The sequence below is a fragment of the Terriglobus roseus genome (assembly GCF_900102185.1).
In the GTDB taxonomy this organism is placed as follows: domain Bacteria; phylum Acidobacteriota; class Terriglobia; order Terriglobales; family Acidobacteriaceae; genus Terriglobus; species Terriglobus roseus_A.
Window position 1 is genome coordinate 1,533,483 of record NZ_LT629690.1, and the last position, 23,272, is coordinate 1,556,754.

Sequence of the window (23,272 nt, forward strand, 5' to 3'; positions counted from 1 at the left end):
ATGAGAGCTTGTGTGTCTGGCCAAGCAAACAGCAAGAGGGAAGAGATAGATGCCACGCAGAAATGACATCGCAAAAATTCTGGTGATCGGCTCCGGGCCGATCGTCATCGGCCAGTCTGCCGAGTTCGATTACTCCGGCACGCAGGCCTGCAAGGCTCTTAAGGCCGAAGGCTACGAAGTAGTACTGATCAACAGCAACCCCGCGTCGATCATGACTGACCCTGAAGTGGCCGACCGCACCTACGTCGAGCCGCTGACGCCGAAGTATCTGGAAGAGATTCTCCGCGTTGAAAGCGAACTCCTCAAAGAGAGCGGCAAGCCTGGCGTCTTCGCTGTTCTGCCCACCGTGGGTGGACAGACCGCGCTGAACCTGGCTGTTGACCTCGCTGACGACGGCACGCTCGACAAGTACAACGTCGAACTCATCGGCGCGAAGCTCGACGCCATCAAGAAGGCTGAAGATCGTCTCCTGTTCAAGGATGCGATGAACAAGATCGGCCTCGACATGCCGCAGAGCTCGCTGGTGAATAACCTGCGCGACGGCCTCGACTTCGCACAGAAGATCGGCTTCCCCTGCGTTATTCGTCCGTCCTTCACGCTCGGCGGATCAGGCGGCGGCATCGCCTACAACCGCGAAGAACTGACAGAAATTCTGTCGCGCGGCCTCGACCTCTCGCCCGTCACCGAGTGCTTGCTTGAAGAGAGCGTTCTCGGCTGGAAGGAATACGAACTCGAAGTTGTTCGTGACCTCGCCGACAACGTCATCATCATCTGCTCCATCGAGAACTTCGATCCGATGGGCGTGCACACCGGCGACAGCATCACCGTCGCACCCGCGCAGACACTCACGGATCGCGAATATCAGCGCATGCGCGACGCAGCCATCGCCGTCATCCGCGAGATTGGTGTCGAAACGGGCGGCAGCAACGTGCAGTTCGCTGTGAACCCTGCCAACGGCCGCATGACGGTCATCGAGATGAATCCTCGTGTATCGCGTTCGTCGGCGCTCGCATCGAAGGCCACCGGCTTCCCGATTGCAAAGATCGCTGCCCGCCTCGCCGTTGGTTACACACTCGACGAACTGCAGAACGACATCACCAAGGCCACGCCTGCCTGCTTCGAACCCACCATCGACTACGTCGTGGTGAAGATTCCCAAGTGGCAGTACGAGAAGTTCCCCGGCACGGAAGAGACCCTCGGACCGCAGATGAAGTCGGTCGGCGAAGTCATGGCCATCGGCCGTACCTTCAAAGAAGCCCTGATGAAGGCGATTCGTTCGCTGGAAACAGGTAAGAAGGCATCCGCTGCTGACATCGAGCCGCGCCGTCTCACGCAGCGTCTCGTCACGCCGCACCCTGAGCGTCTGCGCTACATCCTGTACGCGTTTGAACGTGGCATGACCGTGCGTGAAGTTGCTCGCCTCACCACCATGGACCCATGGTTCCTGTACCAGGTGAAGCAGGTAACAGACGAAATCCGTGGACTGCACGGCAAGATGCTCGACAGCCTCGACGCCGACCAGCTTCGCGATGTGAAGCGCATGGGCGTCAGCGATGACCTCGTCGCAACCGCACTGAACCTCGATGGCAAGGACGCAGCGAACCAGGTTGCTGAGCTGCGCGCGAAGCATGGCATTCAGCCTGTCTACAAGCTCGTCGACACCTGCGCTGCAGAGTTCGAAAGCTTCACGCCATACTTCTACTCCTCCTACGACGAGGAAGACGAAGCGATTCCGACCGCAAAGAAGAAGATCATCATCCTCGGCAGCGGTCCCAACCGCATCGGCCAGGGCATCGAGTTCGATTACTGCTGCTGCCACGCATCGTTTGCTCTGCGTGAAGACGGTTACGAGACGATCATGGTCAACTGCAATCCGGAAACCGTCTCCACGGATTATGACACCAGCGACCGCCTCTACTTCGAGCCGCTGACCTTCGAAGACGTGCTCGCGGTCTACAACCACGAAGCTTCGGGTGGTGCTGAGATCGGCATGATCGTGCAGTTCGGCGGCCAGACTCCGCTGAACCTCTCGCTGCCGTTGAAGGCTGCAGGTGTACCCATCATCGGTACATCGCCGGAATCCATCGAACTTGCTGAAGACCGCAAGCGGTTCCAGAAGCTGATCGAAGACCTGAAGATTCCGCAGCCCGCAGGCGCCATCGCAACCAGCATCGAAGAAGCTCTTGCTGGCGCGAACAAGGTCACGTACCCCGTGCTCGTCCGTCCCAGCTTCGTGCTCGGTGGCCGCGCCATGGTCATCGCGTATGACGATGAAGCCATCGTTCGCTACATGAACACGGCCATCGAGTATTCGCAGGAACGCCCGGTCCTCATCGACCACTTCCTCGAAGACGCCACCGAAGTCGACGTGGACGCGCTCTGCGACGGCAAGGACGTCGTCATCGCTGGCATCATGCAGCACATCGAAGAAGCCGGCATTCACTCTGGCGATTCCTCCTGCGTTCTGCCTTCGGTCGACCTCACCGCCGACGTGCTCGATCAGATTCGTAAGTACACGCGTCAGCTTGCCCTCTCGCTGAACGTGATCGGCCTCGTGAACATCCAGTTCGCCATCCAGCATGGCAAGGTTTACGTCATTGAAGTGAATCCGCGCGCATCGCGTACGGTGCCCTACGTTTCGAAGGCAACGGGCCTGCCGCTGGCAAAAATCGCATCGCGCCTCATGACGGGCCGCACGCTGGCAGAGCTTCTGCCGCAGCAGCTCGCATCGGGCAAGGATCTCGACACCGGCAACCACTACTTCGTGAAGTCGCCTGTCTTCCCGTGGGGCAAGTTCCAGGGCGTCGATCCCGTTCTCGGACCGGAAATGCGCTCCACCGGCGAAGTTATGGGCGTTGCCGAAACCTTTGGCGAAGCCTTCGCCAAGGCGCAGATCGCAGCAGGACAGAACCTGCCCACCAAGGGCACGGTCTTCCTCAGCGTCAACGACCATGACAAGGCAAACGTCATTCCGCTTGCGAAGCAGTTCGTGGAGATGGGCTTCCACCTCGTCGCCACACACGGCACCGCAGACATCCTTAGCGATGCCGGCCTGCAGGTCGAGCGCGTTCATAAGGTGAAGGAAGGACGTCCCAACGTCGTCGACTTCATCAAGGGCGAACGCATCCAGCTCATCATCAACACGCCACGTGGTCAGGACAGCATCTTTGACGAGAAGGCAATTCGTCGCGCAGCCGTAACGGCACGCATCCCCTCCATCACCACGCTTGCTGCGGCACGCGCGGCAGCAGAGGGAATCGCAGCGCTTCAGCGCGGCCAGATCAGCGTGTACACGTTGCAGGAGCTGCACGCTTCGCGCACTGTCTAACAACGACCGAACCAAACACGAAGGGCCTCCGCCATGCAGCGGAGGCCCTTCGTGTTGATCCCAAAAGAAATGCTATTCGGAGAGATTGCGCGCCAGCTTCGCGCCAATCGCATACCCGATCATCGACAGCGGAATCCACGTTCCGATGAGGATGCCGTCGCCGCCCAGCAGGCCGCTGTTCATTTCAATGGTGAAGAAAGTGCGCCACAGCTTGTCCACGGCACCGCAGCCGTTGCACAGGCCATTTCCGGTGGGCAGATCCAGTGTGTACACACAAACCACCAGGAAAAACAGAAGCCCCGAGATCCAAATGTGCGACGCAACGGTTCCCGGAACCATGCGGCCCACGACAAAGCCCGCGCCCATAGGAACGACCAAAGCCAGCACAGTGCAGATGATTTTTGGCAACGATGCTTCGGGATCGACGTGCAGCAGCCAGAACACCGCAACAATGACGACCAGCACCAGGACCGCCAGCAGCGTGTGCAACGCAAACCAGCCTGCCTCGCGCGCCAGGTCTCCCGTCGTTTTATTTCCGCGAATCTCTACTGATTCCATCGACCTCTACGTTAGCTTTTCCTGCGCCGATTGCAAAGAGTCAGGCGGGAAATTCCTTATGCAGGCATCGTTGGCGATACCATAAAGACATGTTGTTTGAAGGCGTTCACGTTCCGCTCGCAACCCCGTTTTATCCTGATGGCCGGCTCAACCTCCGCAAACTGGAGCACAATGTGCGCCGCTACTCGCTCACGCCAACCAGCGGCCTGATCGTGCTTGGCCCCAATAGCGAGACGGCATCGCTCTCAAAAGACGAACGCATTCAGGTGCTGAAGACCGTCGGTGCAGAGGCTGCAAAGGAGAAGGTCCTCACCGCAGGCATCAGCCTTCCCAGCGTGTACGAGTCCATCCAGCTTGCCGCAGCCGCCGCAGCCGCGCGCTTTGACGTCGTGCTGCTCGCCACTCCCGTGGAGTACACCCAACTGCTCTGGAATGACGCAAACGCCACCACGGCCCTCCTGACGTACTTCCAGGCCATCGCTGACGCATCGCCACTGCCCATCCTTCTTCACTCGGATGCTGACCGCGTAGCGCTACCAATCGAACTCATCGCGCAACTCGCTTCTCACCCGAACATCATCGGTGTGCTGGAACAGTCCGCGCATGTCAGCCGCGTGACGCAGATCCGTGAAGCCTCGGTAGACGTAAAGCACACGGCCACCACGACCATTACCTTTACAGCAGCCACAAACCGCATGCTCGCAGTGGAGCAGCCGGAAGTTGTGATCGCAGGAACCTTCGTCAGCGCTACGGCACTCACAGGCGGCACTGCTGTAGCCACCGCGCCTCCGGTGCCTGCATTGAAGACGCGTACCCGCGAAGTTGGTTTTCAGGTTCTCTGGGGTGCAACAGCGGATGCAGACGTGGCCCTCCGCGCAGGTTCCGTGGCACTCGCCATGCCCATCGCTGCATCCGTACCGCAGGCTGCGTTTGAAGTGTGGGCTGCATGGAAAGACGGCAACCCTCGTCTGCTCGAAGAAAAGCAGGGCAGACTCGCCCGCGCAGAGCAGGGAATACTCGCATGGGACACGCCATCCATCAAGGCAGGCAGCGAACTCTCCGGCTACTTCGGCGGTCGTCCGCGGTTGCCGCTTCTGTCCGTAACGGCAAACCGCGCAGAAGAGATTGCTTCTCTCCTACGCGGCATGAACTCCTAAACAATTGGGAAATCTGCGGAGCTTAACGGCTCCGCGGAACCACCGTGACACCCAACGCATTCAGCTTGCTGCGCGCTGCAGTAGCTTCCTGCGTGTTGGGATAACGCTGGATCAGCGAACGCAGCTCGCGCACACCTGCATCCGTCTGCTTCATCGCCAGCAACGACTCGCCCTTGCGAAGCTGGGAAACAGCAGTCTTCTGATTCCCCGGATACTGCTCCGCAACCTTGTCATAGTTCTTCGCGGCTGCGGAGAAGCGACCGGCCTTGTAATCAATCTCACCGAGATAGAAGTACGCATTACCCGCCAGATTCGAATCGGGATAGTACTTGATCACGTCATTGAACTCAGCCGAGGCCAGCGTGTACTTCGCGCCGTTGTAGTCACTAAAGGCCGTGCGGTACAGATCTTCCACCGGGGGCGCAGCAGGTGCGGTGGGCAGCGCGGGTGCTGCTGTTGCTGGGATAGCCGCAGAAGGCTTGCCGTTACGCACGATCGGGGCAGCAGGCGCATTGCCTGCCGGAGCGGGAGTATCGGTCGTCATGGGTGCGCCACCGCTGGCAGCTCCACCACCACCCGAATCCAGTTTCGCGCTGATGCTTTGCTGCTGGCTCTGCACATCGCCAATGTTCTTCTCAATGCGGCCAAGGCGAGCCTTCAGCTCATCCAGCGAGTCGTTCAGCGACTGCATCTGCCCGGAGAGCTGTTCCACGTTCTTGCCCGTGCTCTCGCTCTGCGCACGCATCTGGCGCTGCACGCCGTCCATGGTCTGCGCCATCTTGTTCACGGCGTCGGTTGTCTGCTGAATCAGATCTTTCATCACGCCCATGCGTTCGTCGTTGGACTGTTGCAGGCGTGCAATAGCGTCCTGCAGCGCGCGGACCTGTGTCTGCAACTCCACCATGTCCTTGTTTGCAGCAAAGGCGGGAGTCGGGGCAGTGAACAGGACAGCGGCAAGTGCAAGCGTAGCGGGCACAATGCGAAGTGTGCGGTGCATGGGATGGTTCCTCCACGTAAGAGAACGCATGGCGGGCTTGTACTCCCCGCCATGCGTTCGTGCTTTACCAGATTAAGTGAAATTGCAGTTGTTTACCGGTCGATGTTGAACTGCGCGCGGCGATTCTGCTGCCAGCACGATTCATTCTGTTCGGTGCAGAACTGCTTTTCCTTGCCGTAGGAGATCACGCGGATGCGGCTTGCCGAAACGCCCGCATTTACCAGAGCGGTCTTCGCGGCGTTCGCACGGTTCTCGCCCAGCGCCAGGTTGTACTCAGCGGAACCACGCTCATCGCAGTAGCCGCCAATCAGCAGCTTGATGTCCGGATGCTGAGTCAGATACGTGGAAGCCTGCTGCGCCGCGGTGTGGCCTGCGGGATTCAGGTCGTAGCTGTCGTAGTCGAAGAAGATATCCGGCACGGCAGCGTGGAACGCAGCATCATCCGGCAGATTCGACGACGTACCTGCGACGGGAGCAGCAGGCACACGCACAGTCACACGGAAATTCGCATCTGCCGTACCGCCATCACCCGTTGCCACCAGGTGGAAGTTCGTGGAGTTCGACGGCGTCACGTTGGTCGTTCCGTTCGGATTTACCGGTCCAACACCATCAATCGAAACCGACGTCGCGTTCGTCGTGTGCCACGTCAGAACAACGGACTGGCCCAGGTCGATCGTCGCGGGTTCTGCGGTCAGCGTCGCGGTCGGCGCAGCAGCAGGTGCAGCAGCCGGCGGTGCGCTATATGGCGGCGGCGCGCTCTGCTTCTTATGGCAGCCTGCCAGCAGCAGCATGGCGGCCATCGCAGTGGTCACAATCGATTTGGTGCGGGTTGTTTGCAATCTCATCATCTCTCCTCAAATTCGTTGATCGGCAGCAAAAAACTTCAGCGGAAACTCCAATTGGGCATGTCGCTTCCGGTGCCAGCAAGCTTGTGCTTGCCAGTACCATCCGCCAGCATGGTCCAAACTTCTGCGCGTGCGCCGGAGCCCACGGCAAAAACGATGTGGCGGCCATCCGGCGACCATGAGGGGAAGTCGCAGCGGCCTATGCCGTTCGTGAGCTGGATCCAGCGCTTGCTGGCAATCTCCATCACGTAAATGTCTTGTCCACCTGGCGCGCCTGGACCGTATTTACGATCCCATGCAAAGGCCAGAAATTGTCCGTTGGGAGACCACGAAACTGACGTGGCATACCCGCCATCGGTCATGCGCTGCAGGCCAGCGCCATCCGCGTCCATGATATACACCTGCGGCAATCCGCTGCGTCCGCTGATGAACGCGATCTGCGATCCCGTCTTCGGATTCCATGTGGGCGAAACATCGGGTCCACGCGAGTTCGTTACTCGTTTCGCCCCGCCACCATTGGCATCGGTGATGAAAATCTCAGGATCGCCCGTGCGTGAAGACGAATACGCAAGCTGCCCATTCGACGACCACGCCGGAGATAGATTCGTTCCACCACCCGAAGGGAAGCTGATCGGACGATTCAGCAGTAGCGAATACATCCGGATCTGAAATCCATCCTTGCCGAGCGATGAAAACGCAATGCGCGAGTTATCAGGCGATACGCGCGGCGAAAGCGAAATGGTGCCCAGGTGCGTCACCGCATGAGCATTCGCGCCGTCGTAATCCATCGCCCAGATTTCTTTGTTGCCGCCGGCTGCGCGCACAAAATAGATCTTGCTCTCTGCAATTCCCGGGATACCGCCGCCCAGGCGCAGAATGATCTCATCCGCCAGCTTGTGTGCGATGGTGCGTGCGCCATTGTCGTCACCGGCTTCGGTGTACTGCTTGCCCAACACCTGCGGATACTGCGCATTGTGCGTGTCGTCTACGTACGCGTTCACAACCACGCGATTGTTTGCAACGCTCAACGAGCCGAACGCAACATACGCCGCACTCACCGGCGCTGCGGTCCACTCATCCAGGTGCATTTCCTGCGGCGTGCCCGGCATCGATTGCGGTTGCAGACTCTTCGATACAAGATCGAACACACCCGCGTTCTGCAGGTCGTTGAACAGCACAGAATCGAAGGTTTGTTTCAGGCTGCCGGCATCGGCAGAACCTGCGCGAAAGTTTGCTGCGGCAATGCGGATGCGGTCTGCACCCGTGTTCGTTCCAGTGAAGACATTATCCTGAGCATGCAGCGCCGCGGAGCTGAACAACACCACTGCCGCGACAGCAGCCATCTTTACGAAACTCAAACGTGTGCGATTCACCATCGTTGTCCATGGTAGACGCATTGGCATGAAAACGGTGTGGACAAGGTTCCCACACGGGTACGGAATTTTCTCCACACCGCGCTCTGAGTGCTCATGCGTACCGGTTAGTTGCCCTTCGGATCAAAGTAATACTGCACATTGATGTACGACCCGGAATAGCCATCCGGCAGAGGCCCAAACGTGTCAATGCGTTGCAGCGCACGCAGAGCGCTGGCATCAAGGGTGGTATCACCGCTCGGTTTCGCAATCTGAATGTTGGACGGCGAGCCATCGCGATTCACACGAAAACTGATCCACACACGATGCCCCACAGCACCGCTGTCCAGCGTCTGCGTGTACCACTGCTGCGCAACCTTCTGCGTGAGCTGCCGCACGTAATACGCATAACGCTCGCCAAATGCAGAATCCGACACGTTAGTGGCCGATGTCCCCGCACGATTCTCGACAGACGTCATCGCCATCTTCAGCCCGGCAGTCTCACCGGAAGTCGCTTTATCCGGCTGCTGTTTTGTGGGTTGCGGCTTCTGCGGCGGCACAGGCGCAGGCTTCTCTGCAACCTTCGGTGGAGTCTTCTTGTCCGGTTGTTTCACCGGAATCGGAATATCGGTAGGCTTCGGCGGAAGTTCTGCAGCAGGCGTCGGCGGCGGAGGAGCTTCACTCGGATTCTCACTCGCCAGCACGTTGTCTTCCTTCGGCTGTACACGCGGAGGCAGCGGCAGGGAATTCACCATCGTCGCCTGCACCGCACCTGTAATCTCAGCTTTGTCGCCCCACTTCTCTCCGTGATTGCGAAAAACGTATCCCGCAGCCAGCACTCCACCAATCACCACGCCATGCAGCACCAGCGACACCACGAAGTTTTGCTTCGTGCGCTGCTGCATCCGGGTTGGCTCCATCGTTACGGGCATCGGTTATTTCTCAATCGGCCTTGTCACAATGCTGATGTTCGTAATCCCCGCCTGCTTCACCGCATCCATCACAGAAGCAAACGCGCCAAACGGAACCTTCTGGTCCGCGCGCAGATAGATCACTTTTTTAGACGGATCACCCTTGGTGCGCAGCAGATTCGGCAACTCGGCAAGGTTCACCGGCTTGTCCTGCAAATAGACGCGCTGCTCATGGTCAATCGTCACCACGGTGCGTTCGTCCGTAAGCTGATTCACCGTTCGTGTCTGCGGCACAGCCACCTCAATGCCGCTCTGCAACACCGGCGCAGTCAGCATGAAGATCAGCAGCAACACCAGCACCACGTCCACCAGCGGTGTGATGTTGATCTCTGCAAGCGAAGAGCGTGTGCGTCCGCCGCTACTGGAAAATGCCATCGCGTTCTCTCTCCGAAAGCTTTAGTTGGTCTGCGAAACGCGGCGACGCGGATCGTCCTGCCCGGTCTGCGGAGCAGCCGCTGCAGCATTCTCCAGCGCATTCAAAAGTTCGCGACCAAAGTCATCCATGCGTGCAGCAAAGTCCTTCACGCTCGCGGTCAACTGGTTGTAGCCAACCACCGCAGGGATAGCCACAACAAGGCCCGCGGCAGTCGTGATCAAGGCTTCACTGATACCCGGCGCAACGGCGCGCAATGTCGCAGCGCCCTGCGTTCCCAGGCCATGAAACGCATCCACAATACCCATCACGGTGCCCAGCAATCCGATAAACGGAGCCACTGCCGCAATCGTCGCCAGCCACGTCAACTGCGATTCCAGATCGGTCATCGCTTCGCTGCTTGCAATCTGCGCAGCGCGTTCCACTGCAACAGGATTGCGTGGGAAGCCGCGGCCACCCGTCTGCCGCTGGTACTCCTCCACAATCTCTGAAAACACATTCACCAGTGGTGAAGGCTTGTACGTGTCGGCAACGGTCGCAATCTCACTCAAGCGCGACGATTTGCGGAAAGCACGCAGAAACTGCTGTCCCTTGGCGCGTGCACGTCGGAACGAGCCCCACTTTGTCAGCATGATGGTCCACGAAACAATCGACAGCAACAGCAGCAATGCCAGCACCGAAAGAGCTACCGGGCCGCTGTTGTGCAGCATTTCCATCAATGCAGAAGAGTTGGCGGCATCAGGGGGTGCAGTTGCCGCGTTAACCGGTGTGCTGTCCTGCAGGAGAAGTGTCAGAAGAAGACTCATAGCTTGCTCGCAGTGTATCGACTCTTGCTGTGGGATGAAGGTGAGGGAGAATCTTTTCAGGTGCATCTTCGGCACAAGCAGGCCGGAAAGTCGCAAAGAATCAGGGTCTTCTCAGCCAAGACTTTGAGTTTTGCTTTCTTGTCATGACGGGCGAGGAACTCCTTTTGCCAACGTCCACAGCAAAGAAATGTAATCTGATCACCAATCCATCCGTGCTATTCTCGGCGCGAAGAGAGGGCGAAGATGCTCCTTGAGCTGCGTGCGGAAAACTATGCTGTCATCGACCACGCTGTCGCCACCTTCGGCAACGGCCTGAACCTGCTCACGGGCGAAACCGGCGCGGGTAAATCCATCCTCGTCGACGCTCTCGCCCTTCTCATGGGCGGTCGCGCCGCCAGCGATGTGGTGCGTCATGGCGCAGAAAAAGCCGTTGTCTCCTGTGTCTTTGAAGCCACAGCCGGAGCCGAGGCCATCCTCGAAGCCAACGGCATCGATGTCGAAAGCACTGAGATTCTTCTTCGCCGCGAAGTGAATGCATCCGGCAAGGGCCGCGTCTTCCTCAACAACCAGCCCGCCACGGTCGCAGTTCTTCGTCAACTCGCACCCGAACTCGCGTTGGTGCACTCGCAGGCCGAAACCATGGGCGCGTTCGATCAGGCGCAGCAGCGCGGCCTGCTCGATCGTTTTGCCGGCGTGAATACCAACACCGGCCTGGGCAAAGATCTCGTCATCGACCTGCGCGAACGCCTCAAATCGCACAAGGGCCTGGATGTGACACAGGCAGGCGAAAACATCCGCACCGCCTACGCACTCTGGCGCGATGCGCGTGAAGAACTCGACCGCCTCTCTGCCGATGAGCAGGAGCGCCTGCGTATGGTTGATCTGTGGATCTTTCAACGCGGCGAAATCGCCGACGCCAACATCGCATCCGCGGAAGAAGACGATCAGTTGGAAGCAGAGAAGCGTGTCCTGGCCAACGCGGAGAAGCTCTACACCGCCGCGATGAACGCGCAGGAAGTTCTCTACGAGAACGAAGCCAGCGCGGAATCCTCGCTCGCCGCTGCACAAAAGCATCTCGAAGAACTTGCGCGTTACGACCCATCGTTCACCGAAGCCGCAACGCAGATCGCCAACGCTCGTGCCGCTGTCGCTGATATCAGCGAAACCGCCCGTCATTACGCGGAAAACATCAACGCTTCACCGGAACGTCTCGCTGAGATCGAAGACCGCCTCGCCGCGTTGGATCGCCTGAAGCGCAAGTACGGCAAGACGCTCGCTGAAGTCATCGCGTATGGCGACGACGTCTCCGCAAAGCTGAACGAAGTAGAGAATCGCGAAGCACTCATCGAACAAGCGAAGAAGACGCTCGCGGAATGCGAACACATCTACACCTGCGTCGCACAGGACCTGACAGAGACGCGCACTGCCTCTGCGCGCAAGCTGGAAAAGCTTGCCGAGCAGCAGATCAACGATCTCGCCATGCAGGTGCGCTTCCGCGTTGAAGTCGCCCCGCAAAAAGAACAGAGCTTCTGGACCGCCATGGGCTGGGACCACGTCGAATGCCTCATCGCTACCAACGCCGGTGAACCCCTCAAGCCCCTCGAAGAGATCGCCTCCGGTGGCGAAATGAGCCGCGTCATGCTGGCACTGAAGGTTTCCGTGGAAGAGGGCGGGGCAGACCGAACCAAACGCCGCATACCCCTGCCACGCACGCTCGTCTTCGACGAAATCGACATCGGTATCGGCGGCCGCGCTGCGGAAGCGGTCGGCGCCAAGCTGAAGGCTCTGTCAAAGCACCAGCAGGTTCTCTGCGTCACCCACCTGCCGCAGATCGCTGCCTTCGCTGACCAGCATTTCCTCGTCGAAAAGTCCGAAAAGGAAGGCCGCACCCGCACCCAGATCCGCCAGATGAAGGACGAGGAGCGCACCGGCGAAATCGCCCGCATGATCTCCGGAGCGACCGTAACGGAGACCAGCCTGAAGCACGCGGAACAAATGCTCAAAGCCAGCCGCTGACCGCGGCAACCGGAAATCGTGGGAACCAATCCAAGTCATCACGGACTTCACAGCAAGAGGAGATTCCCCGATGTCCCACGATCCAAAGAAATGTGCGCACACCGCCTGTAGCTGTACCGTGACCGAAGGCAAATACTGCTCGCAATACTGTGAAGATGCGGCCAAAATAGCACCCACGGCCATCGCGTGCCACTGCCCTCATAACGGTTGCGAAGGCAAACTTTAAGGTTTTGACTGCTGCAGTTACGTCCAGCGAGACGCCGGTGCGCCAAATCGCGCCACGGTGCTTTGTCGTAGTTTCGTCAGATTGCACCACAACAGGTTCAAATCACTGCGTCCGGGGTTTACTTCGCGGTATACTTTACCTGTGAGCACTCTGACCCTCGACCCGCCTGTATCCACCGAAAATGAAAGCGCCCAACAGAAGCGCGTTCTCCTGCTGAAGCCCCGTGGTTTCTGCGCTGGTGTGGTGCGTGCTGTGGACATCGTGAAGATCGCGCTGGATACCTTTGGCGCTCCGATCTATGTGCGCAAGGAAATCGTTCACAACCGTTACGTCGTGGATGACCTGCGCCAGAAGGGCGCTATCTTCGTCAACGAACTGGACGAGGTGCCCGAGGGCAAGCGCGTGATCTACTCCGCGCATGGTGTGTCACCGGCTGTTCGTGAACGTGCGAAGGAGCGCGGCCTCAAGGTCATCGACGCCACCTGCCCGCTCGTTACAAAGGTTCACGTCGAAGCCATCAAGTTTGCCAAGCAGGGCTATTCGCTCGTCCTCGTTGGTCACCGCGATCACGAAGAAGTAGAGGGCACGGCAGGTGAAGCACCTGAGGTCACCCAGGTCGTTTCCACGGTTGAAGAAGTGGAAGCTCTCGTGGTCCCCGATCCAGACAAGCTCGCGTACCTCACCCAGACGACGCTTTCGCTCGACGAAGCGAAGTACATGATTGAGGCGCTGAAGAAGAAGTTCCCGAACATCGTTGGACCGCACGCGCAGGACATTTGCTACGCGACGGAAAACCGCCAGACGGCGGTGAAGAATGTGGCACACGGTGCAGACCTTGTGCTGGTCGTCGGTTCGAAGAACAGCTCCAACTCCAACCGTCTGGTTGAGGTTTCTGAAAACCTCGGTACCAAGAGCTACCTGATCGACAAGGCCCAGGACATTCAGCCCGAGTGGCTGGAGGGTGTTGAGAAGGTGGCCATCACGGCAGGTGCATCTGCGCCTGAAGTTCTCGTACAGGAAGTGGTCGCTTATCTGCAGGGCATCGGTTACGGCTCGGTCGATGAGGTTGAGGTCATGCCGGAGAATGTTCGCTTCGGTCTTCCGCCGGAAATTGTTCGAGCAATTGCTCCGGCGCCATCACCGGCTGCGTAATAGTAGTCGGAAGGTATCAGTAGTGCTCTCGCAGTTGCAGTAAGCAGCATCGCTCGGCACGGGGAATACGTCTAACAATAATGCAGGATCAAAATTACAGACCGGGAACGTCGGCGGCAACCGAAGCCGGCGCGGCACAGCCACGTTTTGGGCGCATTGATCTTGGCCTGGACCATGTGCGCTCCGCCGTCCGCAAAGCTGCGGACTGGCTACTCTCTCAGCAGCAGCCTGATGGCCACTGGTGTGGCGAACTTGAAGCTGACGTCATGCTGGAGGCCGATTACATCTTCATGCATACGTTGCTTGGAACCGGTGACCCCGGCAAGATGCAGCGTGCCGTGAATGAGATTCTTCGCCACCAGAATGAAGATGGTGGTTGGAGCGTCTATCCCGGCGGCCCCTCGAACGTAAATTACGGCGTCAAGTCGTATCACGCGCTCAAGATGATGGGCTGGTCCGCAGATCACCCCGTCATGGTGAAGGCCCGCGAGTCGGTGCTGTCCCAGGGCGGTGTGGTGGAATGCAACACCTTCACCAAGATCTATCTCTGCGCATTCGGTCAGTATGACTACGATGCAGTCCCGGCTATTCCGCCGGAGATCGTTCTCTTTCCGAACTGGTTTTACTTCAACATCTACGAGATCTCTGCCTGGTCGCGTGGCATTCTGGTGCCGCTCTCGATCATCTACGCGAAGAAGCCGCTGAAACTTTTGTCGCCGGAGCAAGGCATCGACGAACTCTTCGTCGGCGGCCGCAAGAACGCTGATCTGCATCTCCGCTGGGATCGCAAGAAGCCCATCTCGTGGCGCAACTTCTTCCTCTTCTGGGATCGTGTCGCTCACCTAGCAGAGCGCGTCCACATCCGTCCATTGCGCAAGCGCGCACTGAAGAAGGCAGAAGCCTGGATGCTGGAGCGCTTCGAAGGCTCTGACGGCCTCGGCGCCATCTATCCCGCCATGCTCAACGCGATCGTTGCGATGCGTCACCTCGGCTACTCGCTGGATGACCCGCAGATGATTCGCGCGATGGACGAGTTTGAAAAGCTCGGCATCGACAAGCCCAACGGCGAAGCGAGTTACCCCACGCCTACGTTCCGCATGCAGCCCTGCCTGTCGCCCGTATGGGATACGGCGCAGGTCGTATCGGCGCTCGGTTCAGCTGACATTTCGCCCACTGACCCGCGCATGATTCTCGCGGCAGACTGGCTCTTCAGCAAAGAGAGCCGTCACAAGGGCGACTGGGCGCAGAAGGTCAAGAACGTCGAACCCGGCGGCTGGGCATTCTTCTACAACAACATTCATTACCCTGACGTCGACGACACGGGTGAAGTTCTGCTTGCATTGAAGGCAGTCGATCATCCGCACGAACGTCAGCAGCATGAGATCGCTCAGCGCGCCATCAACTGGGTCTTCGGCATGCAGTGCAAGAACGGTGGCTGGGCATCCTTTGATCGTGACAACACGAAGATGATCTTCCAGTACATCCCCTTCGCCGATCACAACGCGATGCTGGATCCACCAACGGTGGACATCACCGGACGCATCCTTGAGACGCTGGCTGCTTACGGCTACACCCGTCGCGATAAGCGCGTGGAAGCTGCGGTGCAGTTCATCCTGAAGGAACAGGAGTCTGACGGCTCGTGGTTCGGTCGCTGGGGTGTGAACTACCTTTACGGCACCTTCCTGGTGCTGCGCGGTTTGGAAGCTATCGGCTTCGATCAGAACGAACCGGCAGTGCAGCAGTCTGTTGAATGGGTCCGCTCCGTACAGAACACCGACGGCGGCTGGGGTGAGTGGTGCGCAACGTACGACGATCCGGGAACACGCGGCGTCGGCCCATCCACTCCTTCGCAGACAGCATGGGCTCTGCTCGCGCTTCTCGCAGGTGGTGACACCCGTTCTGACTCGGTGGCCAAGGGCGTTCGCTGGCTCGTCAATCAGCAGCAGGAAGACGGCACGTGGAGCGAACTTATCCCGGGCCGCAACGGCGAAAGCTACTACACCGGCACAGGATTCCCCCGCGTGTTCTATCTGGGGTACCACCTGTACAAGCAGTACTTCCCGCTGCTGGCGCTCACGACCTACGATAAGGCGATGCGCGCTCCCGCGGAATAGAGATTCGTAACACCAGTTTGTAATTGCTGGGGCCGTTTGCCCCGGAGGAACTTAGACCTATGGCAATTCCTGTATCTCAGGCATGGACGGTAGCGACCTACGTTATCAAGCAGAAGCTCGCGGGCCGCAAGCGTTATCCCCTCGTGCTCATGCTGGAGCCGCTCTTCCGCTGCAACCTGGCGTGCGCCGGCTGCGGCAAAATCCAGTACCCCGCGCACATCCTCAAGGCAGAACTCACCCCCGAGGAATGCTTCAAGGCTGTTGAAGAATGCGGCGTCCCGATGGTATCCATCCCCGGCGGCGAACCGCTTCTGCATCCCCGTATGCCGGAGATTGTTCAGGGCCTCATCGACCGCAAGAAGTACGTGTACATGTGCACCAACGCGCTTCTGCTCAAGGAGAAGCTGCACCTCTTCAAGCCGTCGAAGTACCTCTCGTTCTCCGTGCACGTCGACGGTGAAAAGGAACACCACGACTTCGGTGTCTGCCGCGAAGGCGGTCACGACATCGCCATGGAAGGCGTACGCGCCGCTGTGGCTGCGGGATTCCGCGTCACCACCAACACCACGCTCTTCGACGGTGCCGATCCGAACTCTGTTCGCCGCCACTTCGATCAGTTGATGGAAGCAGGCGTGGACTCCATGATGATCTCGCCCGGCTACACCTACGACAAGGCGCCGGACCAGAAGCACTTCCTCGGTCGCGCACGTTCGCGTAAGTTGTTCCGCGCACTGCTGTCGAACCGCAAGAAGCGTTGGCAGTTCAACGCAAACCCCATCTTCCTGGAATTCCTGATGGGCAAGCGCGAACTCACCTGCACCCCGTGGGGCATGCCGACGTTCTCCATCTTCGGATGGCAGAAGCCCTGCTACCTCCTGCAGGACGGCTATGCCGACACCTTCCAGGAACTGCTGGATGAAGTCGATTGGGCTAACTACGGCACCGAAAGCGGCAACCCGCGTTGCGCCAACTGCATGGTGCACTCCGGTTATGAAGCTTCGGGCGTGAACTACACCTTCGGTTCGCTGAAGGGCCTCATCGCTACGGCCAAGGCCATGTTCGGCGGGCTGTACGAAGACCCCGATGCACAGAAGCTGCTGAACGACTGGAAGCCCACCAACCACGGCCAGCTCGTGCAGATCGGCTCCGGCATCCTGTCGGCTGAGTCTGAACGCGTGAACCATTCTGAATCGCTGGTGGCAGGGGACTAAGCATGGCAACCGAACAGCAGGAACACCTGAAGATTGAAGAACTGCAGCAGCTCAGCCCTGACCAGATTGAGGTCATGGCTGGCCGCGACCGCGAAAACCTCGAAGGCTGGATCCCGGCTCTCGCCACTGAGGCAGAGATCAAGGACGCGCTCGAAAAGGCATTCGACTATCGCGGCGACGTCACGCTCACGCTCAAGTCCGGCGAAGTCATTGAGGGTTACCTCTACGACCGTCGTCAGGGTAAGACGCTCGACGATTCGCTGGTCCGCATGATGCCGTCCAAGGGTGAAGACAAGTCCCGTCGCAACATTCCGTACAGCGAAATCGCCGCACTGAACTTCAGTGGCCGCGACACCGCCGCTGGCAAAACCTTTGAAGCCTGGGTCAAGAAGTACTGGGAAAAGAAGGCAGCAGGCGAAAAGAACATCCAGATCGAACCCGAAAAACTGGACTAATTTCATGAGCGAGAATCTGCAGCCTTTCCTGCAAGCGCAGGGCAGGCAATTGACCGCAGTCCTCAGCAACGACACCGGCGAAGGCGAGGAGATACTCCTCGCCTTCGGTGCCGATGCCCTCATCTTTCGTTGCAACGAGGACTCCGACGCCATCACCATCTCCTTCGAACCCATCCCCGAGCTCGATGACGCTGACGACCTCACCACAGACCCGGCATGGAGCCGCTTCATCGGCAAGGAACTCTTTACCGGCTGGCTCATGCAGAACCAACAGGGCTACGCAGACGGAGCACTTCTCAGCTTCGACGGTGTAGTGCCTGAAGTTGGCTTGAACGTCGTAGCGGCTGCCTTTGAAGTGTTGGAGATTCGTCAGCGTTCGTAGTGTGTGACAGATCTTTGTTGTAAAGACTTCAACTGGAATGTGGCTGGAATAATATTGGTAAGCAGGCGCCTTATGGAAAACAAGTCCATCCGAAACTTCTCAACGTCGGTAAGATGGGCATCGCTGTGTGCGATTTGTTTTTGGACTCCTGATATTTTGATTCACCTGATTAAGACAGATTCATCTCATCAAGCTTGGCTGGTGACAGCAGTCTGTCCAGTTGTTTTTCTCCTAAGCTACATAGGGCTAATCTTCTTCTCTAGGAAACAAATAAATGCGCGTCACGCTTTTTTTGTAATGGTGGGAATATGGTGCTCTGGGGGAATTGCAACAATGATTGCCGCCTCTTCCGGAGGTGGTGGTTTTGTCTCCAGTTATAAAATTGCCATGGGGATTTCTCTATTAGGTGTTGTGTTTCCCCCGTTTACACTCTTCTTCACCACTTATGACGGTAGTTTGTTTGCCCTTTCCGTCGTTTCTATCCTTCTGATTCTTGACGCGGCATCGGGCGCTGCGGAATACATGAGAAGCCTGTTCCATCCCGCTACTGCATGAACGTCTTCCTCACCGGTGCCACCGGCTTCGTCGGTAGCCACGTAGCGCGCGCCTATGCTGCACAGGGCGCAAACCTCCGTCTACTCACGCGCAACAGCAGTAACCTCGCTTCTCTCGAAGGTATTGCCGCAGAGACCGTCACTGGCGACCTCCGCAACGCACCAGCGCTCCGCAGCGCTCTCGAAGGTTGCGATGCGCTCGTGCACGTCGCCGCCGACTACCGTCTCTGGGTACCCGATCCAGACGACATGTACAAGGCAAACGTAGAAGGCACACGCGAACTTCTCAAGTTGGCCCGCGAAGTTGGCGTGCAACGCGTCGTGTACACCAGCAGCGTTGCCACAATGGGCTTCACAAAGACAGACACCATCGTCAACGAAGACACGCCCGTCTCCGAAGCCGACATGATCGGTCACTACAAGCGCAGCAAGTGGCTGGCAGAGCAGGAAGCCATCGCCGCTGCGCGTCTCGGCCAGTACGTGATGATCCTCAACCCCACAACACCCATCGGCCCGCTCGACCGCAAGCCCACGCCCACGGGTCGCATCATCGTCGACTTCCTCAACAAGAACTTCCCGGCATACGTCGACACCGGACTCAACCTCGTGGACGTCGAAGAGATCGCACGCATGCACGTCGAAGCACTCGACCGTGGCACTCCCGGCGAACGCTACATCCTCGGCGGCGAAAACCTCACGCTGAAGCAGATACTCGACCGCATGGCAGCCATCAGCGGTTTGCCATCGCCCAAGCACAAGGTGCCGCACGCCGTTGCCATGGCCTTCGCCTTCTTCGACGAAAACATCACCGGCAAGCTTCGCGGCAAAGAACCCCGCGCCACCGTTGAAGCCGTCCGCATGGGCAAGAAGATGATGTGGGCCGCATCAGCGAAAGCAGAGAAAGACCTCGGCTTCCAGGTCAAACCCATCGACCACGCGCTCAAAGCAGCCATGGAGTGGTTCGTAGCGAATAACTACGCTCCTCAATACAGCAAAGCATGATGAACGACGCCATCGTCATCATCGCCGCAATGCCCGGCGAACTGAAGCCGCTCGTCCGTAGCTGGGCCGCACTCGAATCCGTGAACGGAGTCGACGGCTGGCAACACCCCGCAGGCCCCATTATGGCCTTCGCAGGAGGCATGGGCGCCGCAGCAGCCACACGAGCCTTCGCCCGCGCCACGCAGGTCTGCCAACCGCTCACCATGCTCTCCGTAGGCTGGGCTGGCGCACTCCGCGAAGAGATTGCCCCCGGCAGCGTCATCAAAGCCAGCATGGTGCGCGACCTCAACACCGGCGAAATGTACGCAGCCGAAGGCAGCGGCGGTCTGCTGCTCACCTCATCCCGAGTCGCCAGCCGCGAAGAGAAACACCGCCTCGCTGGCACATACGACGGCTCCGTCGCCGTCGACATGGAAGCCGCCACCCTCGCGCGCCTAGCACTAGCCAACGGTCTCGGCTTCCGCGCCATCAAGGCCGTCAGCGACAGCCTCGAAGAAGAACTGCCGGACATGAACCCGTTCATCACGGCGCAAGGCAAATTCGCCACAGCACGCTTCGTCGCACACGTCGCCACAAAACCCCGCTACTGGAGTGCGCTTTCGCAATTCGGCAAACAGGCCAGCCTCGCCGCCAATAACCTCTGCAACGCCATAGCCGACGAGATCGGCATCGAACGCCCCCGTTAGCACTTCGTGCCGTTCTCGTCATCGCTTCGCGTAGTGCGAGCACTATGTGTTGGGAGGCACGACTTTAGTCGTGCCGGTGCAACGTTGATTAAGAAAGGGCTTTAGCCCCTGAGGTCAGTTCGTTGCAACCTGCAGGAGTGCAAGCAAACTCGATACACTAGTCATGAACATGGAAGCCACACCCGCAACGCAAAAAGCCGCTGTCTACCGCGCCGTAAACGACGTCCGCATCGAAGAAGTCCCCGTCCCGCAGATCGGCCCCGGCGAAGTGCTGATGAAGATCCATACCTGCGGCATCTGCGGCACCGACCTCAAGAAGATCCACACCGGCTCGCACTCCGCACCCCGCGTCTTCGGCCACGAGATGAGCGGAACCGTCATCGCCGTCGGCGAAGGCGTCACCAACTTCAAGCCCGGCGACCGCGTCATGAGCTTCCATCACATCCCCTGCGGCACCTGCTATTACTGCCGCAAACAAACCTTCGCGCAGTGCGAGACATACAAGAAAGTCGGCGCAACCGCAGGCTTCGGCGAACCCTCCGGCGGCGGCTTTGCGGAGTACATCCGCGTCATGGATTGGATTGTCGAAAAGGGATTAGTTCACATACCGAACGACATCCCGTTCGAGCAGGCCGCATGGATCGAACCCGTCAACACCTGCTACAAGGCCATCGAACTCCTCGACCTGAAGGACGACGAAACGGTCCTCGTCATCGGCCAGGGTCCCATCGGCATCCTGCTCGCAGCACTCGCAAAACGTAAAACACCGCAAGTGCTCACCAGCGACCTCTACGCCGAGCGCCACGCCGTCGCAAAGACCTACGGCCTCGATCATCCGCTCGACGCCAACAGCGACGTCATCGCCGAATGCAAACGAGTCACCGAAGGCCGCGGCGCCGACGTCGCCCTCCTCGCAGTTGGCGCAAATAGCCTCATCACGCAGGCCATGAACGCCATCCGCCCCGGCGGCCGCGTCTGCCTCTTCGCACAGACCCAACACGGTGAAGCCCCCTTCGATCCCGCCGCCGTCTGCATGGACGAAAAGACCCTCATGGGCTCTTACTCATCCTCAGTCGCCATCCAGGACGAAGCCATCGACCTCGTCTTCAACGGCTATCGCGACGGTACCTTCGACCTCACCAAACTCATCTCCCATCGCTTCACGTTGGAAGACGCAGTGAAGGGAATCGACCTCGCCTCACACCCGGTAGCCGATAGCATGAAGATCGTCATCCAGCCGTAACCACTTCCAATCGCGGTTCCCTCCGGAAAACAATGCGCGGCATCCTGCTCTACAACCCGGCATCCGGAACATCACACGCCAGACGCGCAGCCGTCGTCGAAGACGTGGCAACAAGACTTCGAAGCCACGGCTACGAACTTGAAACCCTCGCCACCACACATCGTGGCAGCGCAGGCGATCAAGCAAGGGAAGCCATCGCAAACGGCGCAGAAGTCATCTTCATCTGCGGAGGCGACGGCACAATCCACGACGCCCTCCAAGGAATCGCAGGAACCACCGCAAAGCTAGCCATCATCCCGCTAGGCAGCGCAAATGCCCTTTGCCGAGAACTCGGTATCCCACTGCATCCTTTGAAAGCAGCCGAGGCCTACCAACAGACATCGCAAAGAGATTTACAACTAACGCGCTGCAAGACACCGCAAGGCGAGCGTCAATTCCTCATCATGGCCGGCGCAGGCCCTGACGGCGCATTGATGTACCGCATGCTCACCGCATCCAAAGGCAAGCTAGGCCGTTGGACATACGCAATGCATGCGCTGCATCTCCTGCTACGCGCACGCTTCCATAAGTTTCAAGTGCGCTATGAAACGCTCGATGGCATATCTCACACAACCTCAGCCATTAGCGCAATGGCACTTCGCATCGGCAACCTCGGCGGCATCTTTCCCGGCATCGCACGCGGCGCTTCATTAGACAACGCGCACATGCGTCTCTTCCTTGTAAAGCCACCAGCAATGCTGGGTCTGCCATTATGGTTCCTCTTCTCCTGGCTGCATCTCGATCGCTGGAACCCATATCTTCAAACAGCAGACGTCCGCGCATTCCATTGCGAATCATTAGAGAACAAGGTCTACGCACAAGCTGACGGCGAATGGATCGGAACACTCCCGCTCTCAGCAGAACTCGACGAACAAACAATAACGCTCCTTATACCCAGCACAGAAGCGAAGCGCTAAAAACTCAGAAGACGATCGATGGAAGCCACGCGCCAGCGGGCTCGTTATAAAACCCGGTACTCATCAACGTCATCGTTTGAACCACACGCAACCCATTCGCAAGACACCATCGCAATAACGCACTGTTGCGTGAAGGCACGAGCACTCCCGGCCCCGCAAACGACTCCACAGAAGCAAGCAACGCCTGCATATCAACATTCGTCTCCGCCGTCGAATGTCCAAAGAAACCAAGGTGAGTCGAGTATCCAGTCACACGATTCCCACGTTCCACCACGCGCGCAGATCCTTCTCGAATCGCATGTGCCAACTCCGCTTCACGATCAAATCCATGCACGCGCCGTGCCAGTGCATTGCAGTCTGCCTCGTCTGCAGGAAGCGCCGCTCGCACAACACATCCAGCAACACTTCGTTCGCGAGTCTGCCCTTGCAAACACGCAAGTGGTTCACGCACATCAAAACCAAGCGAGGCATACAGAGACAATGAACGATTGTGATATGCAGCCTGCACAAGTCGCACGCCTGCTGCGCCGTTCCGTTCCGCACGCTCCAGCACGGCCTCCATCAACTTGCGACCCATGCCAGCGTTCTGCACCTTCGGATCAATCGTGATCGGACCCACACCGTAGATCACAGCGTGCTCTGCAACAACGTTGCTACCCACAATGCGGCCGTCGCTCTCTGCAACCACGGCATAGAAACCCGGCGCAGAAAACATCATGGAAAGCAGCCCAACGCCAACTTCTGGTCCCGGCAGATCGCAGGGAAATCCGTGAGCCGCACTAATCGCAGCAAAGGCGTCATAGCAAATCAGCCCACACGTATGCGCGTCGTCAATGGTGGCTGTTCGAATCTTGATCTCAGGCGATGCAATGGAAGACATAGTTACAG

General features: G+C 58.6%; 21 protein-coding genes. 13 read left to right on the top strand and 8 right to left on the bottom strand.

The annotated features are described in order from the left end of the window. The first annotated feature begins 49 nt into the window (after window positions 1-49). On the top strand, window positions 50-3,328 hold the full coding sequence (carB, locus tag BLT38_RS06485; protein WP_083344445.1) for a carbamoyl-phosphate synthase large subunit: 3,279 nt from the start codon (window positions 50-52) through the stop codon (window positions 3,326-3,328). Window positions 3,329-3,400: 72 nt separating this feature from the next. Here the strand turns inward: carB and BLT38_RS06490 are convergent, their stop codons facing one another. Continuing rightward, on the bottom strand, window positions 3,401-3,886 hold the full coding sequence (locus BLT38_RS06490; protein ID WP_083344446.1) for a hypothetical protein: 486 nt from the start codon (window positions 3,884-3,886) through the stop codon (window positions 3,401-3,403). A gap of 89 nt (window positions 3,887-3,975) precedes the next feature. On the opposite strand from BLT38_RS06490, the gene BLT38_RS06495 reads away from it, so the two are divergent. Then, window positions 3,976-5,043 (top strand): dihydrodipicolinate synthase family protein, encoded by a 1,068-nt coding sequence (locus tag BLT38_RS06495; RefSeq protein ID WP_083344447.1) that lies wholly within the window; start codon window positions 3,976-3,978, stop codon window positions 5,041-5,043. Window positions 5,044-5,065: 22 nt separating this feature from the next. Here the strand turns inward: BLT38_RS06495 and BLT38_RS06500 are convergent, their stop codons facing one another. From BLT38_RS06500 to BLT38_RS06525, 6 genes are all read right to left on the bottom strand, one after another. Continuing rightward, the gene (locus tag BLT38_RS06500; protein WP_083344448.1) at window positions 5,066-6,040 is read right to left on the bottom strand and encodes a tetratricopeptide repeat protein; all 975 of its coding nucleotides are present in this window, start codon (window positions 6,038-6,040) and stop codon (window positions 5,066-5,068) included. Between the two features lie 92 nt (window positions 6,041-6,132). Continuing rightward, a complete protein-coding gene (locus tag BLT38_RS06505; protein WP_156785036.1) occupies window positions 6,133-6,888 on the bottom strand; it encodes an OmpA family protein in 756 nt (251 codons plus the stop codon). A 35-nt stretch (window positions 6,889-6,923) separates the two neighbouring features. Beyond that, window positions 6,924-8,261: a PD40 domain-containing protein gene (locus BLT38_RS06510; protein WP_083346951.1), complete on the bottom strand. Its 1,338-nt coding sequence runs from the start codon at window positions 8,259-8,261 to the stop codon at window positions 6,924-6,926. Between the two features lie 104 nt (window positions 8,262-8,365). Then, window positions 8,366-9,142: a TonB family protein gene (locus BLT38_RS06515; protein ID WP_231966792.1), complete on the bottom strand. Its 777-nt coding sequence runs from the start codon at window positions 9,140-9,142 to the stop codon at window positions 8,366-8,368. Between the two features lie 30 nt (window positions 9,143-9,172). Further along, window positions 9,173-9,583, bottom strand: coding sequence for an ExbD/TolR family protein (locus tag BLT38_RS06520; RefSeq protein ID WP_083344451.1), 411 nt, complete (start codon window positions 9,581-9,583; stop codon window positions 9,173-9,175). Window positions 9,584-9,604: 21 nt separating this feature from the next. Next, window positions 9,605-10,387 carry a MotA/TolQ/ExbB proton channel family protein gene (locus BLT38_RS06525; RefSeq protein ID WP_083344452.1) on the bottom strand — a complete coding sequence of 261 codons (783 nt, stop codon included), beginning with the start codon at window positions 10,385-10,387 and terminating at the stop codon, window positions 9,605-9,607. A gap of 243 nt (window positions 10,388-10,630) precedes the next feature. On the opposite strand from BLT38_RS06525, the gene recN reads away from it, so the two are divergent. From recN to BLT38_RS06580, 11 genes are all read left to right on the top strand, one after another. Further along, window positions 10,631-12,403 (top strand): DNA repair protein RecN, encoded by a 1,773-nt coding sequence (gene recN / locus BLT38_RS06530; RefSeq protein WP_083344453.1) that lies wholly within the window; start codon window positions 10,631-10,633, stop codon window positions 12,401-12,403. A gap of 367 nt (window positions 12,404-12,770) precedes the next feature. Then, window positions 12,771-13,781, top strand: a complete 1,011-nt coding sequence (locus tag BLT38_RS06535) for a 4-hydroxy-3-methylbut-2-enyl diphosphate reductase (protein WP_083344454.1) — start codon at window positions 12,771-12,773, stop codon at window positions 13,779-13,781. A gap of 80 nt (window positions 13,782-13,861) precedes the next feature. Then, window positions 13,862-15,895 carry a squalene--hopene cyclase gene (gene shc / locus BLT38_RS06540; protein ID WP_083344455.1) on the top strand — a complete coding sequence of 678 codons (2,034 nt, stop codon included), beginning with the start codon at window positions 13,862-13,864 and terminating at the stop codon, window positions 15,893-15,895. 59 nt (window positions 15,896-15,954) lie between these two features. Next, window positions 15,955-17,106, top strand: coding sequence for an adenosyl-hopene transferase HpnH (hpnH, locus tag BLT38_RS06545; protein ID WP_083344456.1), 1,152 nt, complete (start codon window positions 15,955-15,957; stop codon window positions 17,104-17,106). Window positions 17,107-17,108: 2 nt separating this feature from the next. Next, window positions 17,109-17,561 (top strand): hypothetical protein, encoded by a 453-nt coding sequence (locus tag BLT38_RS06550; RefSeq protein WP_083344457.1) that lies wholly within the window; start codon window positions 17,109-17,111, stop codon window positions 17,559-17,561. Between the two features lie 4 nt (window positions 17,562-17,565). Then, the gene (locus BLT38_RS06555) at window positions 17,566-17,943 is read left to right on the top strand and encodes a DUF6334 family protein (RefSeq protein ID WP_083344458.1); all 378 of its coding nucleotides are present in this window, start codon (window positions 17,566-17,568) and stop codon (window positions 17,941-17,943) included. Between the two features lie 72 nt (window positions 17,944-18,015). Further along, the gene (locus tag BLT38_RS06560; protein ID WP_083344459.1) at window positions 18,016-18,498 is read left to right on the top strand and encodes a hypothetical protein; all 483 of its coding nucleotides are present in this window, start codon (window positions 18,016-18,018) and stop codon (window positions 18,496-18,498) included. Next, entirely contained in the window at window positions 18,495-19,499 is a 1,005-nt protein-coding gene (hpnA, locus tag BLT38_RS06565; RefSeq protein WP_083344460.1) for a hopanoid-associated sugar epimerase, read from the top strand. Before BLT38_RS06560 ends, hpnA begins: the two co-directional genes overlap by 4 nt. Further along, window positions 19,496-20,185 (top strand): nucleoside phosphorylase, encoded by a 690-nt coding sequence (locus tag BLT38_RS06570; protein ID WP_083344461.1) that lies wholly within the window; start codon window positions 19,496-19,498, stop codon window positions 20,183-20,185. The genes hpnA and BLT38_RS06570 overlap by 4 nt, the downstream gene beginning before the upstream one ends. Before the next feature lie 163 nt (window positions 20,186-20,348). Further along, the gene (locus tag BLT38_RS06575; RefSeq protein ID WP_083344462.1) at window positions 20,349-21,428 is read left to right on the top strand and encodes a zinc-dependent dehydrogenase; all 1,080 of its coding nucleotides are present in this window, start codon (window positions 20,349-20,351) and stop codon (window positions 21,426-21,428) included. Between the two features lie 32 nt (window positions 21,429-21,460). After that, window positions 21,461-22,384, top strand: coding sequence for a diacylglycerol/lipid kinase family protein (locus BLT38_RS06580; protein WP_083344463.1), 924 nt, complete (start codon window positions 21,461-21,463; stop codon window positions 22,382-22,384). Window positions 22,385-22,388: 4 nt separating this feature from the next. Here BLT38_RS06580 and BLT38_RS06585 read toward each other — a convergent pair whose 3' ends face one another. Then, window positions 22,389-23,264, bottom strand: coding sequence for a GNAT family N-acetyltransferase (locus tag BLT38_RS06585; RefSeq protein ID WP_083344464.1), 876 nt, complete (start codon window positions 23,262-23,264; stop codon window positions 22,389-22,391). Window positions 23,265-23,272 lie beyond the last annotated feature (8 nt).

Excerpts from the sequence above, each read along its gene's own strand:
- BLT38_RS06515 (WP_231966792.1), bottom strand. The coding sequence starts at position 9,142 with ATGCAGCAGCGCACGAAGCAAAACTTCGTGGTGTCGCTGGTGCTGCAT.
- hpnA (WP_083344460.1), top strand. The coding sequence starts at position 18,495 with ATGAACGTCTTCCTCACCGGTGCCACCGGCTTCGTCGGTAGCCACGTA.
- BLT38_RS06555 (WP_083344458.1), top strand. The coding sequence starts at position 17,566 with ATGAGCGAGAATCTGCAGCCTTTCCTGCAAGCGCAGGGCAGGCAATTG.
- BLT38_RS06550 (WP_083344457.1), top strand. The coding sequence starts at position 17,109 with ATGGCAACCGAACAGCAGGAACACCTGAAGATTGAAGAACTGCAGCAG.
- BLT38_RS06500 (WP_083344448.1), bottom strand. The coding sequence starts at position 6,040 with ATGCACCGCACACTTCGCATTGTGCCCGCTACGCTTGCACTTGCCGCT.
- carB (WP_083344445.1), top strand. The coding sequence starts at position 50 with ATGCCACGCAGAAATGACATCGCAAAAATTCTGGTGATCGGCTCCGGG.
- BLT38_RS06505 (WP_156785036.1), bottom strand. The coding sequence starts at position 6,888 with ATGATGAGATTGCAAACAACCCGCACCAAATCGATTGTGACCACTGCG.
- shc (WP_083344455.1), top strand. The coding sequence starts at position 13,862 with ATGCAGGATCAAAATTACAGACCGGGAACGTCGGCGGCAACCGAAGCC.
- hpnH (WP_083344456.1), top strand. The coding sequence starts at position 15,955 with ATGGCAATTCCTGTATCTCAGGCATGGACGGTAGCGACCTACGTTATC.
- BLT38_RS06490 (WP_083344446.1), bottom strand. The coding sequence starts at position 3,886 with ATGGAATCAGTAGAGATTCGCGGAAATAAAACGACGGGAGACCTGGCG.
- BLT38_RS06495 (WP_083344447.1), top strand. The coding sequence starts at position 3,976 with ATGTTGTTTGAAGGCGTTCACGTTCCGCTCGCAACCCCGTTTTATCCT.
- BLT38_RS06510 (WP_083346951.1), bottom strand. The coding sequence starts at position 8,261 with ATGGTGAATCGCACACGTTTGAGTTTCGTAAAGATGGCTGCTGTCGCG.
- BLT38_RS06585 (WP_083344464.1), bottom strand. The coding sequence starts at position 23,264 with ATGTCTTCCATTGCATCGCCTGAGATCAAGATTCGAACAGCCACCATT.
- BLT38_RS06575 (WP_083344462.1), top strand. The coding sequence starts at position 20,349 with ATGAACATGGAAGCCACACCCGCAACGCAAAAAGCCGCTGTCTACCGC.
- BLT38_RS06570 (WP_083344461.1), top strand. The coding sequence starts at position 19,496 with ATGATGAACGACGCCATCGTCATCATCGCCGCAATGCCCGGCGAACTG.
- BLT38_RS06520 (WP_083344451.1), bottom strand. The coding sequence starts at position 9,583 with ATGGCATTTTCCAGTAGCGGCGGACGCACACGCTCTTCGCTTGCAGAG.
- BLT38_RS06560 (WP_083344459.1), top strand. The coding sequence starts at position 18,016 with ATGGAAAACAAGTCCATCCGAAACTTCTCAACGTCGGTAAGATGGGCA.
- recN (WP_083344453.1), top strand. The coding sequence starts at position 10,631 with ATGCTCCTTGAGCTGCGTGCGGAAAACTATGCTGTCATCGACCACGCT.
- BLT38_RS06580 (WP_083344463.1), top strand. The coding sequence starts at position 21,461 with ATGCGCGGCATCCTGCTCTACAACCCGGCATCCGGAACATCACACGCC.
- BLT38_RS06525 (WP_083344452.1), bottom strand. The coding sequence starts at position 10,387 with ATGAGTCTTCTTCTGACACTTCTCCTGCAGGACAGCACACCGGTTAAC.